At 41.2% G+C, this 25,327-nt stretch carries 19 protein-coding genes; 11 read left to right on the top strand and 8 right to left on the bottom strand.

Translation table 11 applies throughout. The features are described 5' to 3' along the window. The first annotated feature begins 5 nt into the window (after window positions 1-5). The 6 genes from MMU05_RS02010 (at window position 6) to MMU05_RS01985 (ending at window position 13,299) form a co-directional block, all read left to right on the top strand. Window positions 6-2,123 carry a T9SS type A sorting domain-containing protein gene (locus MMU05_RS02010; protein WP_241139984.1) on the top strand — a complete coding sequence of 706 codons (2,118 nt, stop codon included), beginning with the start codon at window positions 6-8 and terminating at the stop codon, window positions 2,121-2,123. Between the two features lie 94 nt (window positions 2,124-2,217). Then, window positions 2,218-3,849, top strand: coding sequence for an LVIVD repeat-containing protein (locus tag MMU05_RS02005; protein ID WP_241139983.1), 1,632 nt, complete (start codon window positions 2,218-2,220; stop codon window positions 3,847-3,849). A 533-nt stretch (window positions 3,850-4,382) separates the two neighbouring features. Then, entirely contained in the window at window positions 4,383-6,557 is a 2,175-nt protein-coding gene (locus MMU05_RS02000; protein WP_241140067.1) for a T9SS type A sorting domain-containing protein, read from the top strand. A 567-nt stretch (window positions 6,558-7,124) separates the two neighbouring features. Beyond that, window positions 7,125-8,816, top strand: coding sequence for a hypothetical protein (locus MMU05_RS01995; protein WP_241139982.1), 1,692 nt, complete (start codon window positions 7,125-7,127; stop codon window positions 8,814-8,816). Window positions 8,817-9,525: 709 nt separating this feature from the next. Then, window positions 9,526-10,620: a hypothetical protein gene (locus tag MMU05_RS01990; protein ID WP_241139981.1), complete on the top strand. Its 1,095-nt coding sequence runs from the start codon at window positions 9,526-9,528 to the stop codon at window positions 10,618-10,620. 429 nt (window positions 10,621-11,049) lie between these two features. Then, window positions 11,050-13,299, top strand: coding sequence for a glycine-rich domain-containing protein (locus MMU05_RS01985; RefSeq protein WP_241140066.1), 2,250 nt, complete (start codon window positions 11,050-11,052; stop codon window positions 13,297-13,299). A 251-nt stretch (window positions 13,300-13,550) separates the two neighbouring features. Here MMU05_RS01985 and MMU05_RS01980 read toward each other — a convergent pair whose 3' ends face one another. The 3 genes from MMU05_RS01980 to MMU05_RS01970 form a co-directional block, all read right to left on the bottom strand. Then, complete coding sequence (locus MMU05_RS01980; protein ID WP_241139980.1) at window positions 13,551-13,973, bottom strand: nuclear transport factor 2 family protein; 423 nt, start codon at window positions 13,971-13,973, stop codon at window positions 13,551-13,553. Between the two features lie 163 nt (window positions 13,974-14,136). Next, the gene (serS, locus tag MMU05_RS01975) at window positions 14,137-15,414 is read right to left on the bottom strand and encodes a serine--tRNA ligase (RefSeq protein WP_241139979.1); all 1,278 of its coding nucleotides are present in this window, start codon (window positions 15,412-15,414) and stop codon (window positions 14,137-14,139) included. A gap of 86 nt (window positions 15,415-15,500) precedes the next feature. Continuing rightward, on the bottom strand, window positions 15,501-16,268 hold the full coding sequence (locus tag MMU05_RS01970; RefSeq protein ID WP_241139978.1) for a hypothetical protein: 768 nt from the start codon (window positions 16,266-16,268) through the stop codon (window positions 15,501-15,503). Window positions 16,269-16,343: 75 nt separating this feature from the next. On the opposite strand from MMU05_RS01970, the gene MMU05_RS01965 reads away from it, so the two are divergent. Then, complete coding sequence (locus MMU05_RS01965; protein ID WP_241139977.1) at window positions 16,344-17,324, top strand: isopenicillin N synthase family dioxygenase; 981 nt, start codon at window positions 16,344-16,346, stop codon at window positions 17,322-17,324. A gap of 3 nt (window positions 17,325-17,327) precedes the next feature. Then, window positions 17,328-18,527 carry a chromate efflux transporter gene (chrA, locus tag MMU05_RS01960; protein ID WP_241139976.1) on the top strand — a complete coding sequence of 400 codons (1,200 nt, stop codon included), beginning with the start codon at window positions 17,328-17,330 and terminating at the stop codon, window positions 18,525-18,527. Window positions 18,528-18,608: 81 nt separating this feature from the next. Here chrA and hpf read toward each other — a convergent pair whose 3' ends face one another. The 5 genes from hpf to atpD form a co-directional block, all read right to left on the bottom strand. After that, complete coding sequence (gene hpf, locus MMU05_RS01955) at window positions 18,609-18,914, bottom strand: ribosome hibernation-promoting factor, HPF/YfiA family (protein WP_241139975.1); 306 nt, start codon at window positions 18,912-18,914, stop codon at window positions 18,609-18,611. Window positions 18,915-18,943: 29 nt separating this feature from the next. Further along, window positions 18,944-19,828: a tyrosine-type recombinase/integrase gene (locus tag MMU05_RS01950; protein WP_241139974.1), complete on the bottom strand. Its 885-nt coding sequence runs from the start codon at window positions 19,826-19,828 to the stop codon at window positions 18,944-18,946. Window positions 19,829-20,053: 225 nt separating this feature from the next. Next, complete coding sequence (rpsU, locus tag MMU05_RS01945) at window positions 20,054-20,248, bottom strand: 30S ribosomal protein S21 (RefSeq protein ID WP_113923958.1); 195 nt, start codon at window positions 20,246-20,248, stop codon at window positions 20,054-20,056. Window positions 20,249-20,415: 167 nt separating this feature from the next. Beyond that, window positions 20,416-20,664 carry an ATP synthase F1 subunit epsilon gene (gene atpC, locus MMU05_RS01940; RefSeq protein ID WP_241139973.1) on the bottom strand — a complete coding sequence of 83 codons (249 nt, stop codon included), beginning with the start codon at window positions 20,662-20,664 and terminating at the stop codon, window positions 20,416-20,418. 43 nt (window positions 20,665-20,707) lie between these two features. Then, a complete protein-coding gene (atpD, locus tag MMU05_RS01935) occupies window positions 20,708-22,210 on the bottom strand; it encodes a F0F1 ATP synthase subunit beta (protein ID WP_241139972.1) in 1,503 nt (500 codons plus the stop codon). Window positions 22,211-22,606: 396 nt separating this feature from the next. On the opposite strand from atpD, the gene MMU05_RS01930 reads away from it, so the two are divergent. The 3 genes from MMU05_RS01930 to MMU05_RS01920 are packed head-to-tail and all read left to right on the top strand — an operon-like array spanning window position 22,607 to window position 25,325. Then, window positions 22,607-23,458, top strand: coding sequence for a heme/hemin ABC transporter substrate-binding protein (locus tag MMU05_RS01930; protein ID WP_241139971.1), 852 nt, complete (start codon window positions 22,607-22,609; stop codon window positions 23,456-23,458). A gap of 6 nt (window positions 23,459-23,464) precedes the next feature. Next, window positions 23,465-24,523, top strand: coding sequence for a FecCD family ABC transporter permease (locus MMU05_RS01925; RefSeq protein ID WP_418884452.1), 1,059 nt, complete (start codon window positions 23,465-23,467; stop codon window positions 24,521-24,523). Between the two features lies 1 nt (window position 24,524). Further along, on the top strand, window positions 24,525-25,325 hold the full coding sequence (locus MMU05_RS01920) for a heme ABC transporter ATP-binding protein (RefSeq protein WP_241139970.1): 801 nt from the start codon (window positions 24,525-24,527) through the stop codon (window positions 25,323-25,325). Window positions 25,326-25,327: the final 2 nt, after the last annotated feature.

Below are 25,327 nucleotides of genomic sequence, written 5' to 3'. Positions count from 1 at the left end.
TCAGAATGAAATTGATTTTTATAGATAATTGGACTTTCTGTTTTTTGAAATCAATTGGTTTCAATAGGACATGGATTGTTTTGGCTTTTCTCTTCATTTCCAACTTATCCTTCGGAGAAGGATCCGGGAATTGGGGAACAGAAAGCAACAGACAAAGTTTTCTCTGGTATCCTAGTAATACCGGTTCGGGGGGATTCGGCAATAGAGGATATATGCTTTTGCCTTCCAATGTGTCCGGATACAATAGTGGCCACAGGCTGTATGTCTATGTCAAAGCTGGTGAAACAGTATTTTGGGGATTTAGAAGGGTAGGAACCACCGGAAACATAAGGGTAAGATGGTTTTATGACGCCAATTCCACAGGGTTTTTTCCTACAGGAACCTCAGGCACCGCAAGGACGATGATTTCAAGCCGAGACTATAATCCGAGCAGCAGTGGAGAGACACAAGGAAGACCCGGTTCAGCTTCAAGTGCATTGAATGGACCTTCCCAAATTACCGGTTCAGGGTACTCGGCTTTTTCATTTGAAAACAATACCGGTGCCGCAAGGGCCTTTTGGGTGGAGATTTCAAATACTTCAAACGGCCATATCACAGATGGATTTAATATCAATTTTTGGGATATTTCGGTAGCGTCAGGATCTTCGGGGGCCTTTACAGAGCGTACAGGCCGTGTTTATTCAAGATTCTGGAGTATAGCCAATTCACGGCCAGATCCGAGTACGACCGCTCTGATGCTTACCAAATCTTCCGCCGATAATTTTTCCTTCCATAATAATTTCGGGTTTTATGTTCCTGTAGACAATACTTTTACGGCCTCAGGGGATGATTATTTTGTCAAATACATCAATTTTGGTGGATCCAGTGGGGGTTGGACAAACTTTTTTGCCAACAAAGATGGACCGAGAAATGACCTCACTTTTGAGGAAAACAGGAAATCCAGGTCCGGGACTTCCTCTAATTTTCAATATCCATTATTTGTCAGTGAGCCTGATATTTCAATCTGGAAATCAACAGCACCTCCTTCTGCAAGTCTCATTATCGACTATGAACCAAAATTGCCACCGGACATAGGAGGAGAGGCGACAGTCAACCTGACAATTAGCTTGCCTGCCGTGGTGGACGTATTGATAGATCTCAATGGAAACATGACCTATGATGCAGGGACTGACCTGCTCATTTCCGAAAAATACGACGCTCCGGGAACTTATCAGATTTACTGGAATGGGGAAGATGCTGATGGAAACGTGGTCCCTGCTGACAGCGATGTGGAGGTAGTGGCCACAGTAATCTTTTTCCCTGTCCATTTTCCGATTTTTGATTTGGAGCAAAGTCTAGGTATGAGGGTCAGCAATGTCAGACCCGGGACACCGGGAAATAACAGCATCTTTTGGGATGACTCTTTGATCTCTAGGACGGGATTGACTCCTAGCGATAGTCCACAGTCACTGATGGTCAATACCATAGGGGTCTTAGGTCCGGATCACAAATGGTGGGCCACAGGTGATAATGGATTTAGTAATAACATTACGATCAATACTTGGGCAGGATCTTACAATACAGAAGTCCAAGGGTCCTTTAGGATTTTACCGGTTCAATGGCTCTATTTTAGAGGAAAGTCAATTGAGGAAAGAATAAGGCTAGAATGGGGGACCGCCCAGGAAAAAGATAATGAGAAGTTTATCATACAGCGCTCCAAGGACGGTAGATCATGGACTGAGATATCACAAGTGAAGGGTGAAGGGAACAGCGAAAAACCTGTTTATTACCTGGGTTGGGATAACAGTCCAATGGTCGGGCCAAATTACTACAGGCTGAGGCAGCTTGATTTTGATGGCAAGGAGGAATACACAAGTGTCATCAAAGTGGATTTTATTCCTGATTGGGAAATTCATCTGTATCCCAATCCTGTCGCAGACCAGTTGTTTATCCAAACCAAAAAAGTGGATAAACTGGAAGTTGTTCTGGTTGACAGCCAAGGGACTAAGATTCCTCTCCAACCTAAATTGATCAATGCAGATAAATTGGAATTTGATGTAAAGGACCTTAGCGCAGGTTTGTACCTCGTCTATATTTATAATGAAGAAAAAATCCTGGTCAAAAAACTTATCAAAAGAGATTGATGCCCATGTTTCCTTTTGCATCCAAATTGGTTTTGCAAAACCCCAAAAACTGAATGCTAAAATATTATCCAACAATTTTCTCATCCATCAGCATATGCGTAAAATACTTCTATTTTCATTTTTAATTGTTGGCATTATTTCTTGCCAACCGGGCGGAGATGATCCCGTTGCAGATCCTACGGTTTTGATCAATAGAGATGCTGAATCTCTGAGCACGAGATTGTCTCTGGAAGGTACAGGGGTAGTCGGCATTATTTCCTCAGATGTCATCAACGGCAGGCTGAAGGAAGATGAAGAACCTGCCGGAAAAGTTCCTTTGATCATGGTGTCCCAAGTAAATCCACCTATATATGAGGGAAAAATACTCAAGGCAACCCATGTGGACATTGCTGATGGCTTTGCTTATGTCAGTTACAATACTGAAGGGGCGGAGTTTTTGGGAGCAATCGAAATTTTTGATGTCACTGATCCTCTTTTTCCGAAAATCACCAGTCAGGCAATCTTTATGAATGCCGATATCAACTCCCTTACTTACAAAGAAGGGAAATTATATGCCGCCGCCGCTTTTGATATAGACAGGGAAGAGGGAATCAAAACCCCGGCACAGCTGGTCATGGTCAGTGTAGTTGACGGTAATTTTACGTCGGATTTTTTCAAATTTGATATTGAAGGATTTGCAGGCGTGGATGTGTCAGCTACCGAGAATAATATTGCGGTGGCAAGTGGCAGCAATGGCTTGGTTGGATTGTTTGATACCAAAGGGGAGATGAAAGCTGAATTCCCGATGGCTGACCTGAGATCCGTCAAGTATGGCAATGGTGTTTTGGGAGCGCTTAGCGGTACTAATGGCATCACAATCTTGGACCCGGCCAGTCTAAATGTCGTCTCTACCATCAATCTTGATAGAGACATAGCCGAATCCAAAAGAACTTTGGACATGGGACCTGGATTTTTACTTGCTTCAGAAGGGAGAAAAGGTGTTGGCGTTTATTCCATCGAATCGGGCATGCTGATGCAAAGATTGGAAATCCCGTTAAATCCGGAAGGCGTAGCCGAAGGAGACATCGTGACCAATGCTGTTTCTTTTGATGATGGTAAAGTGTATATGGCCAATGGAGGAGCGGGTATCTCTGTTTCCCAATTGGTAGAAAATGATGTTTTGGAAGAAATCGGAATTTTGGGAATCTATGGGTCTTCCAATTTTATCAAGTCTCACAGAGGATACATTTTCGTAGCCTCAGGAAGTCAGGGACTTCAAATTTTGAGTTTGACGGATAAAGAAGAACTTGCCTTGGATCCCGGAATAGTTTGTGGCATTTATCCGGCTTATGAAGGAAATGCAAATCTGAATGTGAACTCAAATGAAGTGATAGAATACTCAGGTGCAGCGTCCCTCAAAAATGTAAATATCGGTGGACAACTTACTTTCTGCGGTTCTTTGGCAATTGAAAACAGCCTGAATCTAAACAGCGGGGGAATATTTATGATGAATGGCTCTTTTGTTTTTGGACAATACAACAGAAACAATACCCTTTCCATCAATAGCGGAGCAGTATTAAAAGTTTCAGGTTCGGTGGTAATGTATGGCGATTTGAATCTAAATTCCGGCGCCACCATCGAGTTTGTCGGTGAAGCCAATAGCCTGACGATTTTTGGCAGGGTTCAAAAAGGTCAGGATGTGGTGATCAAAGGAGATTTCATCGATACCGAGAATAAACTGAAATAGAAAATATAAAAATTGAATACATGATAATTACCCGGTGGAATTTCGAAGGAAATTCTGCCGGGTTTTTTTATTTTTAAATACTTCAAAACACTTATGTCTTAAAATCAAATTGGACAAATATTTAAATAGAGGGTTAAAATATTTGAGTTTGTAAAGGGAAAAAGCTTGTTTTTTGTCATTATAATCTAAATCAGCATTTGATAAAAGTCAATTAAAATGTTCATAAATTTTTTTTAATGTTCCAGAAAGTAAATAATCTGTAATTTTGGGTAATCATCCCCAGAATTCCTCTTCACCCAACTTAAAAAATTTAATCCTCCTTTCTATTTCAATTTTTTATATGAAAATAGAGATAATTAATATTAAAATAAATGAGTATCTACAATTTAAATATTGGTTTCATTTTAATTTTCGTATTGATATTTATTTCCCCAATAAATTTTCTTTTTGGTCAAACTTACACCACTTCAGGTCTTAGTACTAATTGGGATGATCCTCTTACTTGGATTAAAACCAATCCAAATGGATGTGCAGTGCAAAACCCATCAAATATTCCACCTCTTGGACCTGTTTATACTCCTGCCTGTGAGATTCGGATTGTAATTAATCACCCAATAACTAGAACAGGGGCAACTGCGAATTTTGGGGGTGGATTGATGACATCGCTTACGGTCAATTCGGGAGGGGATGTAAATTTTTCTGGGAATGTTTCTGTTAATAATGTTGGCGCACCCGCTTTTTTATTCCAAATAAATGATGGTGGGAGATTTTCCGCTGACGGAACTTTATCCTTGCAGGCAGGTGCAGTTTTTAACGTAGCCAATACAAGCGGGCTTAATCCATTTTCCTATGTAGAAGTAAGTAATTTGACATTTTTAAATGTTGGTTCAGGACAAGCTGTTACAGTAGGACCAAACACAGTTTTTAAAGTCAATAATCAAACCAGGCTTCAAGGTGGAGGAGCTCTAAATATACAAGGTGAGTTCTTAACCAATACTTTTAATTCTACTAACTCTGGGGGTAATCAAGTAAATATTTCCGGTGACGGTTCAATTAAGACGACTGGTAATATGGTTATTGATGGTTACCCAATAACAATGTCAGGTAATGCAGCTGTATTAGTGGAAGGTAGCTTGAATATTACCAACAGTGGCAGTAGTGCGATAAATCTGAACGGGCCAAGTACCAATTTCAATGTTTTGAACTTTGGATCATCGATAGCAACAGGTAAAACACCTTCAGGAACTTGTTTTCATATTCCGGAATACGGGCCTCCAAATAATTGTTCGTCATTTTTGTGTTTAGAAATTGTAGAAATCCCGGTTTCTGCTGACATCGTGGAGCGGGTATATATTTTTAGATGCAATGCAAACTGGATAATTCCAAACAATACCGGTACTCAGGAAATCCTTGATGATGCAGAAGTGTTGATTGTTGCAGGCGGCGGCGGAGGTGGAAGAGGGACAAGTGCAGGCGGAGGTGGGGCAGGTGGAGTGTTATATATTCCTTCTTTGACATTGGTCCCCGGATCCCCGGTTTCAGTTGAAGTTGGTGCAGGCGGTTTGGGTGCTACAAACGTAAATACACGGGGAAATAATGGAGGGAACTCAACGTTTCTATCAAATACGGCAAATGGAGGTGGCGGTGGTGGATCCACGGGGGTGGGGGCTCGGAGTGGTAATAATGGTGGATCAGGAGGTGGAGGTGCATTTCAGGCAGGTAATGGAGGTGGTTCTGGCAATCAAGGGAACGGTGGTGGGAACGGCAATAACACTACTCCTCCGGGAAGGAATTTTGGAGGCGGTGGCGGAGGAGGAGGAAGTCAAGGTTTATTTGGTCCAGATGGTTCAGCTTCAACCGGGGCTCGTGGAGGAATTGGAGTTGAATTTACAATTTCTGGATCTCCAATTATTTATGCCGCAGGTGGAGGTGGTACAGCGACCGGACCGGGAACGTCCCAGGGAGCAGGTGGTTCTTTGGGGATCGGAGGGGCAGCAAATGGTGCCGGTATTTTAAGAAATGGTAGAATAAATACAGGATCAGGAGGAGGAGCAACATCAAGTGGTACAACAGGAGGAAACGGAGCCTTAGGAATTGTCATAGTACGTCAATCGTTTAGAATCCTCCCCGTAGAATTTATTTCCTTCAGTGCCGAGTTTTTAGAGGAAAACCGAAAAGTCCAACTCACATGGGAAACAGGAAAAGAATGGAACAATTCCCATTTCGAAATCCAGCGCTCGGTAGATTATGCCAAAAATTGGGAAAATATAGGTTTAGTAAATGGAGCAGGTTGGTCTGATATCCCATCGGGATATTTTTTTACTGATGAAAAGCTTCCCTTGGCAGGGGGATTGGTTTATTATCGGCTAAGGCAGGTTGATTTCGATGGGCAATTTTCTTTCAGTAAAACCATTTCTGTCAAATTTCCAGCTGTTTTGAATATGGGGAACTCATGGAGGGTTTTTCCCAATCCTGTCAAAGAAGGAAGAATCTTTCTTGAAAGTTTAAGCCCTCATCAGGAAGGAGGGGATAAAATAGAAACCATGCTTGTTGCTGTTTCAGGACAGGTTTTGGGTTCCTTTCAAGGAAATCTGATCGAAATTACTGATTGGTTAAACGGAATCATCGGGCAAGCGAATCCCGGCATGTACATTTTAGAAATCACCCATCTGAGAAATTCAGAATACCTCAAAATAGTGAAGAGATAGATTGGGTGAGGGTTTTTGACCTTCTTCGAAGAGATTCAAATTTTTTATCGCTCTCTTGAACTGATTTAGCTAATATGATTTTTTGAAAATTAATAACGGGCTTCCATTTTCTTTCTAAATCTCCCATTAATTAAGACATTCTATTTTAGAAGGTCTATAACCTAAAATTTCAATTTAAATTAAGATTTGACAAGAGCAATCTCTTAAGTGTGTGAAGAATGAGAAAAAATATTTTCCAGTTTTAGTTATTAAAATTCCTATCAGATTTTTTATTTTTTTATTGGCTTCAAGTTATCAGAAGAAATAGAATTGTCAATGAAGTATTTTTCAAACATATTTTTTATATAAATACCTTAAAATTAATAAAATAAGAATATAAAACTTTATTGATTAGATCAAAATATTTCATTATTTGCGTGTATGATTTGATTGATCATATACTTTTAATATAGATATAAAAGCATTTCATATATAAAAAAATGTAAAAAAATTATTTTTTATTTGTTTTTTAAATACAAATAAGTACATTTGAAATACAAAATGGACTCTATAAAAATCAATCACCCAATGAGATTTTTAAAAACAGTTTTTTTCGCCCTATTCCTTTTGATTAGCTATAATAGCTTTGCACAGGATTCCAACAAGCCGGATTTAAGAGATGGTTCATGTACCATTTGCAAAGGAAATGCACAAAACTATTCGATATTAAATGTGTATTTCAGTGATGCTTCCGGTAATCCAAATAATATCTGCGTAGGTAATGGACCATATTATATCTCCTTTTTGTATACCTCCAATTCAAAAAATGATATACATAACTTTAGGATTATTGCTGATATTTTAAAGAAAGACAGAAACAATCCAAACGGGGATCCTTTGGAATCCACCTACATCAATGAATTTGTGGGTTCTATCAATCCTTGTAATTCCGGTTCTTGTGTTATCACTATACCAATTCCCGATATTGATGTTGAGTGCCAAAATGAATTTTATGAATTATCGAGGCCCTTGGTTTCCTGGACTACAAGCGGTGCAAAAAATCTGGAGGACAGTTATAACTGCCAGAGTTATCCTGCAGCTCAATGTTTAAATAATCAAAATACTATACCAATTGAAGTTGGCATCTTGTCCTACACTTTTGAACCTATATATGAGTGTTTTGAAGATAATTTAGAACAAACCAACGTCTCTTTTATTTTAACTTCTCTTTTTGGAGGGAATCCTATGCAGGATTACAACGCAACCTGGAATTTCACCTTCTCTGATGGGACCTCCTTAAGTTCATCTAATTTTAATCCCACTGTTTGGAATAGGGAGGTTGGAAGTAGTTTCAATGCTTCCTTAACAATAAGTCAAGGAGCGGTCGTCGGACCTGCAGTAACTAATCCTACTCAAGTTCCAAATGCCTTATCTGCTGAGGATGTCATTTTGAGTGAAAGAGTGGTTGAATCTTCCATTGATGAAACCACAAATGAAGACCTTGGCTCCGGACTCATTGAATTAGAATTCGCAGAAGGTGATTATTTTCACTTTTGGACTTCTTTGGATGACCCTGCATTTTATTCAGAAGAGTCTACCATCGATTCTTTGATGGGGGGAGCAACCTATAAATTAACTACCATTGATAATGCTACAGGCACATGTAGGGTTGATTTTTTTCTTTTAGGTGCAAAAATATTACCAGTAGAATTAATTTACACAGAAGCTAAAATAATTGCTGCTGAAAGAAGTGCCAAGCTGACTTGGGCTACTGCAAAAGAAGCCAACAACAGCCATTTTGAAATCGAAAGATCCATTGACGGCGTCAATGACTTTGCGGTCATAGGAGAAGTGCAGGGTATGGGTTGGAAAGATACAGTCACGGAATATGCTTTTGAGGATAAAAGCCTTCCCTTGACAGGCGGCAATATTTTTTACAGACTGAAGCAAGTGGATTTTGATGGCAAACATACCTATAGCAAGGTGTTCTCCGTAAAAGTGTCCAATGTTCAGTTTAAAAAAGGGGTATGGAGGGCTTATCCCAATCCTACAAACGGGCAGCAATTAAAAGTCAATTTATTGGATAAATCCCAATACGACCGTGAACCTATCGCTTTCAGGATAATCCATCCAAGTTTTATTTCAAAAACAATTACCGTAGAAACAGAATATGCCTTAAATGAATACTTGACACAGATCTTCCCGTCTATTCCTTCAGGGGTTTTTGTATTGGAAATAGCTTGGAGCCAAAAAATAGAGCATATCAAAGTAATGAAATAGGAAGAGTTAAATAGAGAGACAGTACCTATGGAATAGGGAAAAATACACCTATAGGAAAGGGTGATTCTTAAAAAAGGGTCACCTTTTCGTTTTTTTTACCTGAATAGAGGTGTATTATTGATTTTTACTAAAAAAATGAAGTGTATTTAAATTATAACAAAAGGCATAAATGTATATTTGAAGAACAAAAAAATACAGTGTTAAGCCCTTTTTTATGACTAAACTTTTTCAGACGTTCCTTTTGTTGGTTATGCTCTCTGTAGCAGCAGGTAATTCTTATGGGCAGGTTACTTATACAACGAGTGGACTCTGTGCTCCAAATTTTGTGGGGTACTTTAGTACCCCAAGTTGCTGGTTAAAATCTGGACCTGAATGTCCACCACCAGCAACGGCATCCCCCAATGTACCTCCTGTGTCTGGCACTTTAGCTTGTCCAGTTAATATAGTAATTAATCATCAAGTTGATATACCCACCGCTTTTAATTTGGGTACGAGGGTCAATTTCACAGTGAACTTTGGGGGGGAATTTAACATTCAGGGTAATTTGTTTCAGCTAGGTGAAGCGGTCTCCAATGTTGTTATCAATGGTGGTCAATTAAATGTAGATGGCTCAGTTCTGATGAATCAAGGAACATCGGCAAATAATACAACCCTTAATATTCAAACGATTAACTCTGGAGAATTTAATGTTATTACTGGTGCTTTAGATATGCGTAACAACACACTGGTCCAGATTTCTGGGGATGGCACCGGAGAGATGAAAGTTGGAAGCATTGATCTTGGACAAAGGGCAAAAATTAATGTTCTTGATGGTGGGAGATTAATTTCTAATGGTGATACAGAATATGCAGGAAATAATTCAGAAATTAATGTTTGGGGATATTTTAATACTGCATCTCTTACTGTTAATGGAGGTTCAGGGAAGCAATTGAATGTATTTGGGAATGGAGATGTATTGATTGATGGAGATTTGACAATTGCCGGCACTAGTCAAATTACATTTGGGGGAGATAGTAATGTTTACATTGAAGGAAATGTTGTAATCAATGGCTCGGGGAACGATAAGTTAATTATAAAAGAAAATGCAAAAGTTGCTGTCTGTGGAAATGAAACCGATACCGATCCCCCTCCTGCAGGTGTTAATAAAGGGGGGTTAAATGAATGTCCTGACCCAAATAATTGTCCATCAGGAGGATATTATGTCAATTGCCGCGTACTCCCTGTCGACTACGTCTATATAGAATCAGCATATTCCAAGGAATCCAATGCCGCCTTACTTTCTTGGGCTACTTCCAAGGAATGGGAAAACAGCCGCTTTGAGATCGAAAGGTCTGTCGGGGGTATCAGTGATTTTGTGAAAGTTGGGGAAGTACAGGGAATGGGTTGGAAAGACAGCATTACCGAATACGAATATACCGACCGTAACCTGCCACTGATCGGAGGGAATATCTATTATAGACTGAAGCAGGTAGATCTCAATGGGGAATATTCCCTGAGCAAAGTGATGTCTGTGAAGATTGACGGCGTGCAGTTTACCGAAGGCGTATGGAGGGCATATCCCAATCCTACAGATGGTTCACAATTCAGAATAAGTCTACTGGATCCGGCCCAATACAATCAGGAGAAAATTACTTTCAGGATCATCCATCCGACTTCTATTTCTAAGGAAGTCACTGTACAAACTGAAAATGAAATGAACGAGGCCCTCGCCCAAATGGTAGGGAATATCCCTAAAGGCGTTTTTGTGGTCGAGCTCCGATGGGGCCAAAAAATTGAACATATTAAGGTTTTGAGGAAAAGATAAACCCGGGTTTTGAAAAAAACCGGGAGATTTTTTAGTGATTTTATAAACGTCAAAACGGATTTTTCTTTTTTGAATCCATTACTAGGCAATTCAAACGGTGCCAACCCAACTTATTTTTTCCTTTGGGGGATATAAAACCCTTTTCGAAAATCACTCATGTCATTTAATTATCTAATAAAGACCTTTAATTTATTTAATGAATGATGTTTGTTTTTTTATATATTAATAAAAAATAAAAAAATTGTAATAAAATATAATTTTAATGAATTTATATGAACTATATAATTTAAAAATATAATATAATTTATTTTATCAACTTATTCCTCTTCCTCAAAGATTTTTTTGGTATTTATTAAATACGTTAATTTGTATTTGAAATACAGTAATACAAATTTGAAAATTTCTTTTCAGATTTCAATCAGAGATATAATGAATAAGCCCTACTATTTGCCAAGTATCCTCGTTCCGGTTTTAATCTTGGTTAACTCCCTCTTTTTTGCGGCAGAAGCCTTTGCTCAATGTGAGCCGATTGACCCTATAATCTCCGGAAGCGGTACTTTTGTCGTTCCTGAAGGTGTGACTTCCATAACCGTAGAAGTATGGGGTGGAGGAGGAAAAGGTGGGAGAGCATCTTCAAATAATACCAGAAGTGGTGGAGGTGGCGGAGGTGCATATTCACAAAGTGTTTTTTCAGTTACACCTGGACAAATATTTGATTACAGTGTTGGGGTAGGAAGTACTTCCAACAATAATACACCTCCTCCGGGTGGTGATACTTGGTTTGGTTCCAATACAACCCTTATGGCCAAAGGTGGGTCCTCAGTTACCACTAACAATTTAAATGGAGCTGCGGGGGGGCAAGCCTCAGCAGGTTATGGTGAATTGAGATATAATGGAGGAAATGGAAGTAACGCATCAAATTCAGGTTCAATATTCTCAGGAGGGGGTGGATCCTCTGCTTCAAGTCTTGGGAATGGAGTAAATGCCTCTTCTAATATAGGTGCTGCTGCACTAATTGGTGGCGGAGATGGTGGAGATGGGACTACAGGAAATGGAAATACTAATGGTCAAGATGGGGAGGCACCTGGTGGCGGTGGTGGAGGCGCGAGAAGAAACAATCAAACTAGAAATGGAGGAAATGGTGGCAATGGACAGATAATCATTTCCTACACTTGCCCTTGCTTCACTGTATTGGATAATGGAGCATCGTCAGGAGTTACCATCATCCAATTTAATGCGAATTGTACGTGGGAAGCACCTGAGGGACTTTTGGATTTTGAGATTTTGGTAGTCGGCGGTGGCGGTGGCGGTGGATTTGGTAACGGTGGCGGTGGCGGCGGTGCAGGTATTGTGCATGCACGTGTTGATGTAGAAACAAGGTTGGTAAGTGGTCTTCCGGCCGGCAGTATCTTTCAGATTCAGGTTGGAAGTGGTGGATCTGGTTCTACAGATGTTGATGAACAAGGTCAAGATGGCGGAGATAGCGCTTTTGATTTAGGTGGATTATATGAGATTATCGCTGGAGGCGGTGGAGGTGGAGGTTCGGAAGAAGATGAGGAGGACTCAGGTGATGGTAGAAACGGAAGGCCTTCATTGTTCAATTCAACAACTAGTAGCCTTAGCGCTTTATTTCTAAGAGGTGGATCAGGAGGTGGTGGAGCAGATGGTGATGATGATGAGGATGATGACATTAGCTTGGGAGGACAAGGAATGAACAGTTCAGGTAATGGAGGAAACTCCATCGAGGATGAATCCGGTAGTGGCGGCGGTGGAGTCGGAGGCAATGGTCAGGATTCGGTTGATGAAGATGGTGGAATTGGTGGTGCCGGTTTACCGTTTTCAAGTTTTGATATTTTACTCAACCGTTTTTTTAGTGCCGGAGGCGGAGGCGGCGGCGAAGGTGACCCAGGAAATGGAGGAAGTGGCGGTAGTGGCGGTGCAGGAGGAGAAGGGGAAGATGATGAACCGATACTGGAAAGAATTGGCAGAAATGCGACCGCACCCGGTTCAGGGGGTGGAGGCGGTGCCGAAGAAGCCCGAGGTGGAAATGGAGCTAGGGGTATGGTTTTTATTGGCTTTGCCAATTCAAGGATTTTACCTGTAGAATATGTTTCCCTTAAAGCGGAATTTAGAGTGGAAGAAAGACAAACCGAGGTGACGTGGACTACTTCTATGGAAAGAGAAAACTCCCATTTTGAAGTCCAAAGGTCGACAGATGGATTGAAAAGTTGGGACGTAATAGGAAATGTCGATGGGATGGGTTGGTCGGATGCCCCTGTAGATTATAAGTTTGAGGATGTGAACCCGATCATTGCAGGAGGAACGGTTTATTACCGTCTGAATCAGGTTGATTTTGATGGCACATCAAGTCTCAGTAAAGTCTTGTCGGTTAGAGTTCCCGGTGTTCAATTTACCAAAGGGGTGTGGAGGGCATTTCCAAACCCGACAAGTGGAGAACAGTTACGGATCAACTTACTTGACAGATCACAATACAATCAGGAAGAAATTACTTTCAGAATAATTCACCCAACCGCTATATCCAAAGATGTGTCCGTGACCTCTGAAAATGAAATGAATGAGGCCATTTCGCAGATGATCAGAAACGTTCCAAAGGGTGTTTTCGTAATCGAACTCACTTGGGGACAAAAAATCGAACATATCAAAGTCCTCAAAAAATAAGCTGATCCTTATTTGAATCAAAGCCTCTAAAAGCATTCCACTTTTAGAGGCTTTTTTGTTGGAGCGTAGAAGTTTTGGGATTACTGTTTAATAAATATTCATTTGAAACCAAATCCTTACAAAAGGTAAGGTTCTAGACCAATATCAAATAATATCCATCCCGATAGCTCGGGATCCATCAATATCCTGAATATCCAGTATCAACAAATATCTAGTATCCATCAATATCCAGTATCAATAAATATCCAAAATTACCTTTTCTCCTCATACCAAGTCTTATGGACGATTTTCCATTGGCCATCCTTTTTGATCAATGTAAGGAAATCGTAATAGTAAATCCCCGGCCAGAAAAGTTCGGTTTTGGCCAAAGCAGTATTTCCCTTTAGTTCAATTTCCAAAAGGATGTTTTTGTACTTTGAGGGATCTCTTTTTTCTCCCTTTGCCGTTCCGTTTGCCCAATCCTCAAAAGTCGTAATCGTAAAATTTTCCCCTCGGTAACCTATCAACCTTGCTTCAGGGATGAAAGCCTCTTCTAATTTGGAGCGGTCCCTTTGGATCATGCCATCAAAATACAGTTGCACGGTGGCAGTGATGGCTTCCTTCTCTTCTTTTTCAGATTGGCAAAAAGCCTGAAAAGAAAATAAGAACAGGCATGTTGCAAAAAGAAATTTCATCGGAAAGGGATTTTGAAGTTTAAATCTTTTCCAAAGTTAAAATCTCTTCCAAAGTTAAAATCTTTTCCAAAGTTTAAAACTTTGGAAAAGGTATTCTAAGCTTTGGGAAAGGTATTCTAAGCTTTGGAAAAGGTGTTTAAAACTTTGGCAAAGATTGGATAAATCAAAATCCTATGGTATCAAACCCGAGATAAGGCACCAAGACTTTTGGCATTTTGATGCCGGTTTCGGTTTGGTTGTTTTCCAATATGGAGGCCACGATCCTCGGCAATGCCAAAGCACTGCCGTTGAGTGTGTGCGCCAAAGTTGTTTTCTTATCCTCACTTTTAAAGCGGAGTTTGAGCCTGTTGGCCTGAAAGGATTCAAAGTTGCTGACGGAACTTACTTCCAGCCATCTTTCCTGCGCAGCAGAGAATACTTCCATGTCGTATGTCAGGGCAGAGGTGAAGCCCATATCACCGCCGCAAAGTCTCAAAACCCGGTACGGCAACTCGAGCTTTTGTAACAATCCCTGGACGTAAAGACTCATTTCCTCCAAAGCTTGGTAAGAATGTTCAGGATGGGAAAGGTGTACGATTTCCACTTTGTCAAACTGGTGCAGTCTGTTCAAACCCCTCACATGGGCTCCCCAACTTCCCGCTTCTCTTCTGAAGCAAGGCGTATAGCCCACATTTTTGATGGGGAAATCTGATTCATTCAGGATCACATCTCTGTAAATGTTCGTAATAGGAACCTCTGCCGTTGGGATTAAGAAAAGCTTGTCTACCGTGGCTTCATACATTTGGCCTTCTTTATCCGGCAATTGCCCTGTACCGTAACCGGAATCTTCATTTACCAAAATCGGTGGCTGAATCTCCAGATAACCTGCTTTCAGGGCTTCATCCAAAAAGAAATTGATAAGCGCCCGCTGTAGTCTCGCTCCTTTTCCTTTATAGACAGGAAATCCTGCGCCGGCGATTTTGGTCCCAAGTTCAAAATCGATGATGTCGTATTTTTTGATCAGCTCCCAATGTGGCTGTTTGCTTTCGGGCAAAGCCGGAATTTCTCCATGGGTCAGGACGATTTCATTGTCTTCTGCTGACTTTCCCTTTGGTACTGAAAAGTGGGGGATATTTGGGATGGTATATAAAAGCTGCTTGAGTTCTTCCTCTGTCTGACTGAAGATATCCTCTAAGGATTTTACCTTATCCTTGATCTCGGAAGTAAATGTTTTTATCTTTTCGGCTTCCTCCTTTTTACCCTCCCGCATCAAAATTCCAATTTCCTTGGAATAATTATTGGATTCGGACTGAAGTGAGTCCCTTTGGGATTGGGTTTCTTTTCTCTTGTTATCCAGGTCGAGCACCTGAACCAAAACGTCCTGGGCGTTGGGAAAATTACGTTTCTGTAATCCGGCCAAGGTATTCTCAAAGTTATCCCTGATTGTATTTACGAGTAGCATGGTTATGATAAGATGGTCTGTACCTATAGCAAAGATAAGGATGTTCCCCAAATCCAATGGGGAAAACAGACATATCTCCTGCTTGATTATTGGATCAAAATGGTTTTTTGGGCGCTGGAAAATGGCCCCTCCAGGCTTTTTCCATTTTGGTAGGAAAGATTCAGTTGGACAAGGTGTTCACCTTTTGGGAGATTTGAAATATGGACCGGGTTGACTTCGGTCATCTCATAATGAAAATCACCCACTTTGATTTGTACCTGCAAATTATCCAACAGCATATCCCCACCAATTACCAAAAAATCAATGGTAATTTCCTCTCCTTCTAAGTAAGTCTGACCGTTGATCGGAAGGTTGAGGGCGAGATAAGGCTCAGCCGAGTAAGGAAATGGCCTGGTATTGCCAACCATAAAATCCCTATCTACATAATTACCAAATTCTTTGAGTGCCAAACCCTGACTGTCCACCAGATAAGCTACTATCCTGTAAGTACCTTCGTTCAATTCCTGTTGGAAAATCGGGGAATTGTGGCCTACAGGATCGCCTGAATTCAAAATGGTATTCAGTTTAAAACCGTCCAAATCTTCACCGAAAGGGTAATTTTTGATATTGAATTCGAATGGGATTCTTCCCGGACTGAACTTTTGATTGCTGAGCGGTGCGTACATCTCGATGATGGCATCCGGATATTCTTTTTCCTCCTCATAAAAATAAAAACTGACTTCCTTTTTCGCTATTTCCAAACTGTCAGAACCTGTCATTTCGAAGATTTTTTCCTCTTTTTTCTCTTTTGAACTACAAGAGTTAAAAAGAAAAATCAGAACAGGTAAACCAAAATAGAGGATCGTTTTTTTCATAGTGATGAAAGTCTAAAAGCTAAATTATCTAAATTTGGGATATATTGCTGAATAATAAAAAACAAAATTTCGTAGATGAAAGATATTTTATACAATGAAATCCCATCTTTGGACCTTGCGGATTTCACTTCGGGCAGTCAGGACAAGAAGAGTGCATTTGTCCAAAAGCTGGGAGAAGCCTATAATAACATTGGTTTTGTTGCGATCAAAAACCATGGATTGAACAAAGAATTGCAGGACAAGCTCTATGCAGTGATCAAGAAGTTTTTTTCCATGCCTGACGAGGTTAAGGCCAAGTATGAGAAACCTGAAATCGGCTTTCAAAGAGGATACACCGGCAAAGGAAAGGAACATGCAAAAGGTAGAAATACCGGCGACTTAAAGGAATTTTACCATGTCGGGCAGGAATTGGATTCCATTCCGGACAGTGACGAAACCAAAAAAGAATATCCTGATAATATTTGGCCTACTGAAGTCCCCGAGTTTAAGGACATTGCAAACGAAGCTTATCGAACACTAGAGGCTGCGGGCAAAAATATGCTCAAAGCCATTGCCCTTTACCTAGAGTTGGATGAAAATTACTTTGAAGATAAAGTGGCCTATGGCAATTCTATTTTGAGGCAGATCCATTATTTCCCTATAGAAAATCCTGACGCAGTGCCTGCAGATGCGGTACGCGCCGCAGAGCATGGGGATATCAACCTGATCACCTTACTCATGGGTGCAAGCGCAGATGGACTGCAGGTTTTGAGAAAAGACGGGAAATGGATTCCGATCACTGCACTTCCTGACCAATTGGTCGTCAATGTGGGTGACATGCTGGAGAGATTGACCAACAAAAAACTAAAATCCACCATCCACCGGGTGGTGAATCCGCCTAGGGAAATGATGCATACGAGCAGGTATTCCATTCCTTTCTTCATGCACCCGAGGTCTGAGATGGACTTGACCTGTCTCGACAGTTGTGTTGATGCCGACCATCCCAAGCAATTTGAAGATGCTACAGCCGGGGAGTTTTTGGAAGAGAGGCTCCGTGAATTGGGTTTAAAGAAATAAGCCGTGTCAGTCAGGAAGGTCAGGTATTATCTCTATCTCAAAGATGTTTTATTGCTTTCTCTGACTGCATTTGGAGGTCCCCAGGTTTTTCTTGCCATGGTCTTGGACACGATGGTGACCAAACGGGGATACATCAAAGAGCAGGACTTGTGGGAGCTGAACGCACTTTGTCAGATCCTTCCGGGACCAACCTCGACTCAAACGATTTCTGCGATTGGATACAGGGTAGGTGGGCCAAGTCTCGCCTACCTTTCGCTTTTTGTTTGGATCTTGCCTGCCACGCTTTTGATGATCGTGGCTGCTTTTTTGATAGACTTTCTGCAGGAAAATACGCCCGGAGCCCTGAGTTTTGCAAAATTCATCCAGCCCATGGCAATCGGATTTATCATCTATGCTGCCCAAAAGACCATTTTCAAAATGGTCAAGACCACCGAGGCATCTGTCTTGATGATGTTTTCGACATTCATTTCCTTTTTCTATAATTCTCCTTTCATTTTTCCATTATTGCTGCTAGTCGGGGGGGTGACCACTTCATTGAAGTACAGAAATGAACCCAAAGACGAGGGAGACAAAAAGCTCGTCATCGCTTGGGCCAATTTCTACCTATGGGGTGGAATCCTGGTTTTTGCAGCAATCTTGGGTGCATTGACCAAAAATCAGGCGGTGCTCCTTTTTGAGAATTTTTATCGAAACGGAAGTTTGATTTTTGGAGGAGGACAAGTCTTGGTACCTTATCTATTTACTGAGTTTGTGGAGTTCAAAAAATTTCTCACCTCACAGGAATTTTTGACGGGATATGCCATATCACAGGGGATCCCGGGCCCGACATTCAGCATCAGTGCCTACGTGGGGGCGCTTTCCATGAGAGACCAAGGAGTTTTGGGATTATTGACAGGGGGATTTATCGCCTCGGCGGGTATCTTTCTTCCCGGAACTTTCCTGATATTCTTTGTCATCAAATTTTGGGACAAATTAAAAAAATTCCGCCCTGTCCGCGCGGCATTGGAAGGAATCAATGCCGTAAGTTGCGGGATGTTGATCGCAGCGGCATATTTGCTATTCGAGCCCTTGGAGCCTGATTTTTTTAATATTGCAGCCATCATGGGAACCTACCTTTTACTTAATTTTACCAAACTTTCTTCCCCACTCATCATTGCCGTGGGGATCTTGGCGGGCATTGGATTCCATTGGTTTTTTGGATGATCAGCGTACCGCAAAAAATTGTCTTGAATTATAAGGAGATTTAGAAAATGAAAAACCCCGCTTTCGGCGGGGTTTTGTAAGTTATTGGTTGATTAAAACCGCTTTTTCCTTGAATTTTTTGAGCTGTCTGCGAAGGCCTTCTATTGCCTCATCTGTTGCAGCCTCAAATGATTCGCTTTGATGCTTTGAAAAAAGGGTTTTTCCCGGAACATTCATTTTAATTTCAACAATTTTATTTTCTTTTTTTTCATGGTTATCAAGTCTCATAAAAACTTCACCGTCGATTATTCGATCAAAATAGGTGTCAAGTTTATCGGCTTTTTTCTGAATGAAATCGATAAGTTTTTGATCAGCATCGAAATGGATGGAATGCATTTGAAGTTTCATAACGTAAATGGTTTAAAGTGAAAATTATATTAAGCTTTTGGATGTGCCTGTTCAAACACAGCCTTGAGTTTTTCCATGGAATTGTGGGTATACACCTGCGTAGCAGCGAGGTTGGCATGCCCGAGAAGGTCTTTGACGGCATTAAGGTCAGCGCCTTTGTTGAGTAAATGTGTAGCAAATGTGTGTCTCAAGAGATGTGGACTTCTTTTGGTAGTCTGAGCAAAAAGGTCTAAATGTTCTTTCACAATGCGGTAAATCTTCATTGGATAAGCTTGTTCCTTGTTGTTTATAACGATAAAATAGTCACTATCTTGTAGATTTGAAAACGTTTCCTGAAATACTTTTCTGTACGAAACAATATTCTTTTTGAGTCCTGCTGTGATCGGGATTATTCTTTCTTTCTTACGCTTTCCGAGAACTTTCACCGCTTCGCCTGCCAAATCGATGTCTTTCCACCTGAGTTCCAATAATTCTGAGAGACGCACACCCGTGAGGTAAAGGAATTCCATAACCATCTTGTCCCGCTGTCCATCAAAATCCGGCTTGAACTGCAATTCATCCAATACTTTGTCAATGGCATCTTCCTGCACAAATTCCGGCAATCGCTTTGGCGTCTTCAGTGCACGGAGTTTGTAAGTGGGATCTTTGGTGATTTCTCCCGAACGCATCAAGAATTTATAAAAAGATCGGAGTGTAGCGATTTTTCTATTTACTGATGTTGAACTCAGTCCCTGATCGACGAGATCGATGACCCAAGCACGTATTTCCGGGTGATCTGCTGTGCTGATGTCTTCTTTTTCGAAGGAGAGTGAACAAAACTCACTGAATTGCTCTAGGTCCTTTCTGTAAGCCAAGACAGTATGTCGGCTTGCCCTTTTTTCGAATTCAAGGTAATTGATAAAAGAATCGGTCATTGGAGCGAGAAAGATGTTGCAATGAAGTTAGTATAAATTTCCTAAGAAAGGAATCTATTCTGGATCATTGTATCCGGATTTTTGAACAATATAAAATCCTTAGGATTAAAAAATCTTATGGAATCGGGTTTCCTGAATATTTAAACCTGCTGTAGGGGTGGACAAAAAAAGCGCATCCACTTTCGTAGATGCGCTTTTTGATTTTATTTCAAAAGTCAGATTGAATTACTTCATTTCTGCCTCTTGCATTTTTTGCTTGTATGCTGCTTTGATAACTTGTTCTCTGTTTCTTACAGATGGCTTTACAAAGTGCTGTCTCGCTCTGAGCTCTCTTACGGCACCTGTTTTATCAAATTTCTTTTTGAAACGCTTTAGCGCCTTCTCGATTGATTCGTTCTCTTTTACGTTGACAATGATCATATGTATACACCTCCTTTCAGGGTTGCAAAAGTAGGATAATAATTTACCAATACCAAAATATTTTCATTCATCTTCTGATTCAAACTGCGATACGATTTTCCAAACGGACTTAAAAAAACAAAACCCGGCTTTTCAGTCGGGTTTTGGATTTGAATGAGTATGGATTATCAATCAATTACTTTTTCAGCAAGAAGGACAATTTTGTTGTCTTTGACTTCCACCACACCACCGTCGACGATGTGGGATTTTTTTCCTGCCTTTGTAGTATATGAAACCGTTCCTTTTCCCAATGCGGAAACTATCGCCGCGTGGTTGTCCAATACCTGAAAGGAACCGTTGGCACCGGGAAAGGTAGCCTCCGAAACTTCACCTTCAAATACTTTTTGGTCAGGTGTAATGATTGTCAATTGTATCATGATGCGTTTAAAACCTTATTTGTCCGATGGATCGGAATGAAAATTACATTACTTCAGCTAGCATCTTCTCACCTTTGGCAATCGCATCTTCGATGGAGCCTACCAAGTTGAAGGAAGCTTCCGGCAAATGATCCAATTCTCCGTCGATGATCATGTTGAAACCTCTGATGGTGTCTTTGATGTCAACAAGTACACCTTTCAAACCGGTAAATGCTTCTGCAACAAAGAAAGGCTGGGAAAGGAAACGTTGAACCCTTCTCGCTCTGTGAACGACCAATTTGTCTTCGTCAGAAAGTTCTTCCATACCCAAAATCGCAATGATATCCTGAAGTTCCTTGTATCTCTGAAGGATTTCTTTTACTCTTTGTGCGCAGCCATAATGCTCGTCTCCCAATACCAATGGATTCAAAATCCTGGAAGTAGAATCCAAAGGATCCACAGCAGGGTAGATACCCAATTCGGCGATTTTACGGGAAAGTACTGTAGTAGCATCCAAGTGGGCGAAAGTAGTCGCCGGTGCAGGGTCAGTCAAGTCATCAGCAGGTACGTAAACGGCCTGTACTGAAGTGATAGAACCATTTTTTGTAGAGGTGATTCTCTCCTGCATCTGACCCATTTCTGTGGCCAATGTCGGTTGATAACCTACCGCCGATGGCATCCTTCCCAAAAGGGCGGATACTTCTGAACCAGCTTGTGTAAATCTGAAGATATTGTCAATGAAGAAAAGGATATCTCTACCTGAACCTTCACCATCACCGTCTCTATAATATTCTGCCAATGTCAAACCTGTCAAGGCAACCCTTGCACGGGCTCCGGGAGGCTCATTCATCTGACCAAACACGAAAGTAGCTTTGGATTCCTCCAATTTTTTCATGTCTACTTTGGAAAGATCCCATCCCCCTTCTGTCTCTAACGAATGAAGGAAATCATCACCATAAGTAACGATACCTGATTCGATCATTTCTCTCAAAAGGTCATTTCCTTCACGGGTTCTTTCTCCGACACCCGCAAATACTGAAAGACCTGAATATGCTTTTGCAATGTTGTTGATCAATTCTTGGATCAATACGGTTTTGCCTACACCGGCACCACCAAAGAGACCGATTTTTCCACCTTTTGCATAAGGGCAAACCAAATCCAAAACTTTGATACCTGTGTAAAGGATCTCAGTAGCAGTGGAAAGGTCTTCAAACCTTGGCGCTGATCTATGGATTGACATTCTTTTGGTAGACTTCACTTCAGGAAGACCGTCGATTGCCTGTCCGATTACATTGAACAGTCGTCCTTTGATTTCCTCACCGGTAGGAACCGAAATCTGACTTTCCAAATCTGTAACCTCCTGACCCCTTACCATTCCCTCAGTTGCGTCCATTGCAATGGTCCTGACTCTGTCCTCACCTAGGTGCTGTTGAACCTCCAAAACCACTACCAAACCGTCTTCTTTGGTGACTGTCAGGGCATTCAGAATCTTTGGTAATTTTCCTCCTGCGAAGGAGACGTCCACCACCGGACCGATTACCTGAGTTATCTTACCAATATTTGCCATTTTTTATTTTGATGTAAAAAGGATTGATGCTTTAAAATTCGAATGCAAAATTAATTATAAAAGCTTAATACCAAAGGATGTTTGGAAATATAATCGACATAGTTTTTGGACTATTTAGCTTTGAAATCCATTTTTTATCCTTTTGTCTGTTAGTGCCAATTTAGTTTCTTTTAAAAATTGGTTCGTTTGGTTATTCAACTCAAGTCGAACAAAAGAAAATTTGCTTCAATCAAAATCCTGAACAATAAATGACTCAATAGATGAAGCCTATGATAAATCCAATCTATTAATAGGTTGATAGTTTTTAAGTTCTCATAGAAAATATCAATTAAAATTAATTTGGATTAAATCTAAATAGATTGATATTTGTCATGTTATTTTAAATCAATCTAAATAATGATAAGAAAAATAAGTCTGTTCCTATTTGGAATAATTCTCCTAGGATGTGCCGGCAAAAAGTCCGAAGCGACCCTAGAAAGAGTCAAAATAATCACTGCAGGAGGTACAATTACAGAGGTGGTGAGCGAATTGGGATTCGCCGAAGATATCATCGCGACAGACATCACCTCCACCTATCCCGCCAAAATGAAGGAATTGCCTTCAATAGGTTACCGCAATCAGATCAAAGCAGAAGGAATCCTTGCCTTGGGCCCTGATTTGGTTTTGGCCGAGGAAGGTTATATGTCAGAGGACGTTGTCAAGCAATTGGAAGCAGCAGGACTTCAAATCCGGTTTTTTGGAAAACCCACCGACATATCAGGCACCTACAGAATAGTGACAGAAATCGCCGATTTCCTTGAAGTTCCTGATAAAGGTAAAGCCATCAATGCTTCTATCGAGGCTGACATGAAAGAATTGGGGAATTATCTACAAGGGCAATCCACAAAACCCAATATGGCTTTTGTCATGGCAAGAGGACAAGAGATGATTTTTGTCGCCGGGGAGGAAACCTTTGCCGAATCCATGATCAACATGGCTGGATTAGAACATGTAGGGAAAGGATTCAAAGATTTTATTCCATTGACTCCCGAAGCTTTGGTCTCCATGAATCCCGATTACCTGCTCTTCTTTGATTCAGGAATCCAATCAATAGGAGGAATGGATGGAGTCAAAAATATCAGGGGAATTGAAAATACCAACGCTTTCAAAGAAAACCAGATCATCTCCTTGGATGGACAATACCTTTCTGGATTCGGTCCGAGGGTAGGCAAAGCGGCATTGGAACTAGCAAAATCCGTGAGGAAATAAACTGCTTTGATACAAACGCTGACATATCGCAAATACAAAACCCAAAATCTGGTTCTAGGGTTGATGGGAATCGCCTTGGCGGTGATGTCTGTCTTATCCCTGTCCTTGGGGGCATTCCATATACCATTATATAGTGTCTTTGGGATTTTGATTGATACTGTCGGTTTGGAACTGATAGATTTCTCCCAACAGCAATCCAATGTCCTTCTCCATATCCGCCTCCCAAGAATTTTGATGGCGATTTTGGTAGGTGGAGGACTGGGCGTTACCGGAGCTGCCTTGCAGGGATTGTTTAGAAATCCACTTGTAGAACCAGGTCTCATCGGAGTAAGCAGTGGCGGGGCTTTGTTTGCAGTGATATTCATTGTATTTGGCAGTACACTTCCTTTTCTAAGTTACTTTGGTGGGATTGGTTTGCCGCTTTTTGCTTTCCTTGGAGGCCTGATCAATACCCTGTTGGTGTACAAAATGGGGAGTTCGGTAGGCAAGACAGACATTTCTTTATTGATTCTCGCAGGTGTTGCCTTGAATGCACTATCAGGCGCACTGATAGGTTTGGTGATTTTCTATGCTGACGATGCCGCTTTGAGGAATTTTACATTTTGGAGCTTGGGAGATGTAGGAGGAGCCAATTGGAGCAAAGTTGGGATTTCCTTCTTGCTGATTTCCGGTCCAGTCATGTTGGTCCTTTCTCAGTTCAAAAACCTCAACGCACTTTCTATCGGTGAAAATGAAGCTTTCCACATGGGAGTAGATGTCCAAAAAGTGAAATATATCCTGCTCTTTGCGAGTGCGCTGATCGTGGGGACAGCTGTCTCCTTCACGGGAACCATTGGATTTGTAGGACTGATAGTACCCCATCTCATCAGAATGACGTTTGGTGCCGACCACAGGCTGGTACTTCCAGGGTCTTTCCTGCTCGGAGCTTTGTTATTGACTTTCGCGGATTTATTGGCGCGGACCATAGTCATGCCTTCAGAGATGCCCATCGGAATCATCACGGCCATCATCGGTGCCCCATTTTTTATCTGGCTTATTATCAATGTTAAAAAAATACGATCCTGATATGCTACAAGCTCAAGACATACATTTCTGCATCCGGAACATGCCCATAGTGGACAAGGCTAGTGTCTCGCTCGCTCCGGGCGAACTTACGGTTATCCTTGGCCCAAATGGAGCCGGTAAGTCTACTTTGTTCAAAGTATTGGCAGGTGAAATTCCCTGCAAATATGGAAAAGTGGACTATAACGGATCTCCTGTCAATGGCTTTTCCGCAAAAAACCTGGCGTTAGTCAGGGCGGTCATGCCACAGCACAGTTCATTGTCTTTTCCTTTCAAGGCTTTGGAAGTGGTTGAATTGGGCTTGTTGTCGGGAGGGGGTTCTTATCGGCAGGATCTTTTGGAGGAAGTCATGAACGAAACCCAGACATGGCATCTCAAGGACCAACTGTACGGGAACCTATCAGGTGGGGAAAAACAAAGGGTACAACTTGCAAGGGTTTTGACCCAGATATGGGATAAAAAACCCTTTCCGAGATATCTCCTTTTGGATGAACCTACTTCCAGCATGGATATCGCTTTGCAGCATCATGTGCTCAGGATAATCCACAAAATCAAAAAAAGAAACATCGGCGTCCTTGCCATTCTGCATGACCTCAACCTCGCGGCCAACTATGCTGACAAGGTTATTCTGCTCAAAAAAGGAAGAATCCTTCACCAAGGCCCTGTCAAAGAAGTGATGTGTGCCTCCAATCTCGAAGAAGTGTTTGAGCATCCTATTCAGGTGTTTTCCGGATTGGAAGATTCTCCCATGATCATTCAAAGTATCCCTTTTGTTCAAAATCATTTAGAAATCAAACTTGCATAAAT

This window comes from Cognataquiflexum rubidum, from assembly GCF_022538115.1.
GTDB classification, from domain to species: Bacteria; Bacteroidota; Bacteroidia; order Cytophagales; family Cyclobacteriaceae; genus Cognataquiflexum; species Cognataquiflexum rubidum.
This window is presented reverse-complemented; position numbering and strand designations above follow the sequence as displayed.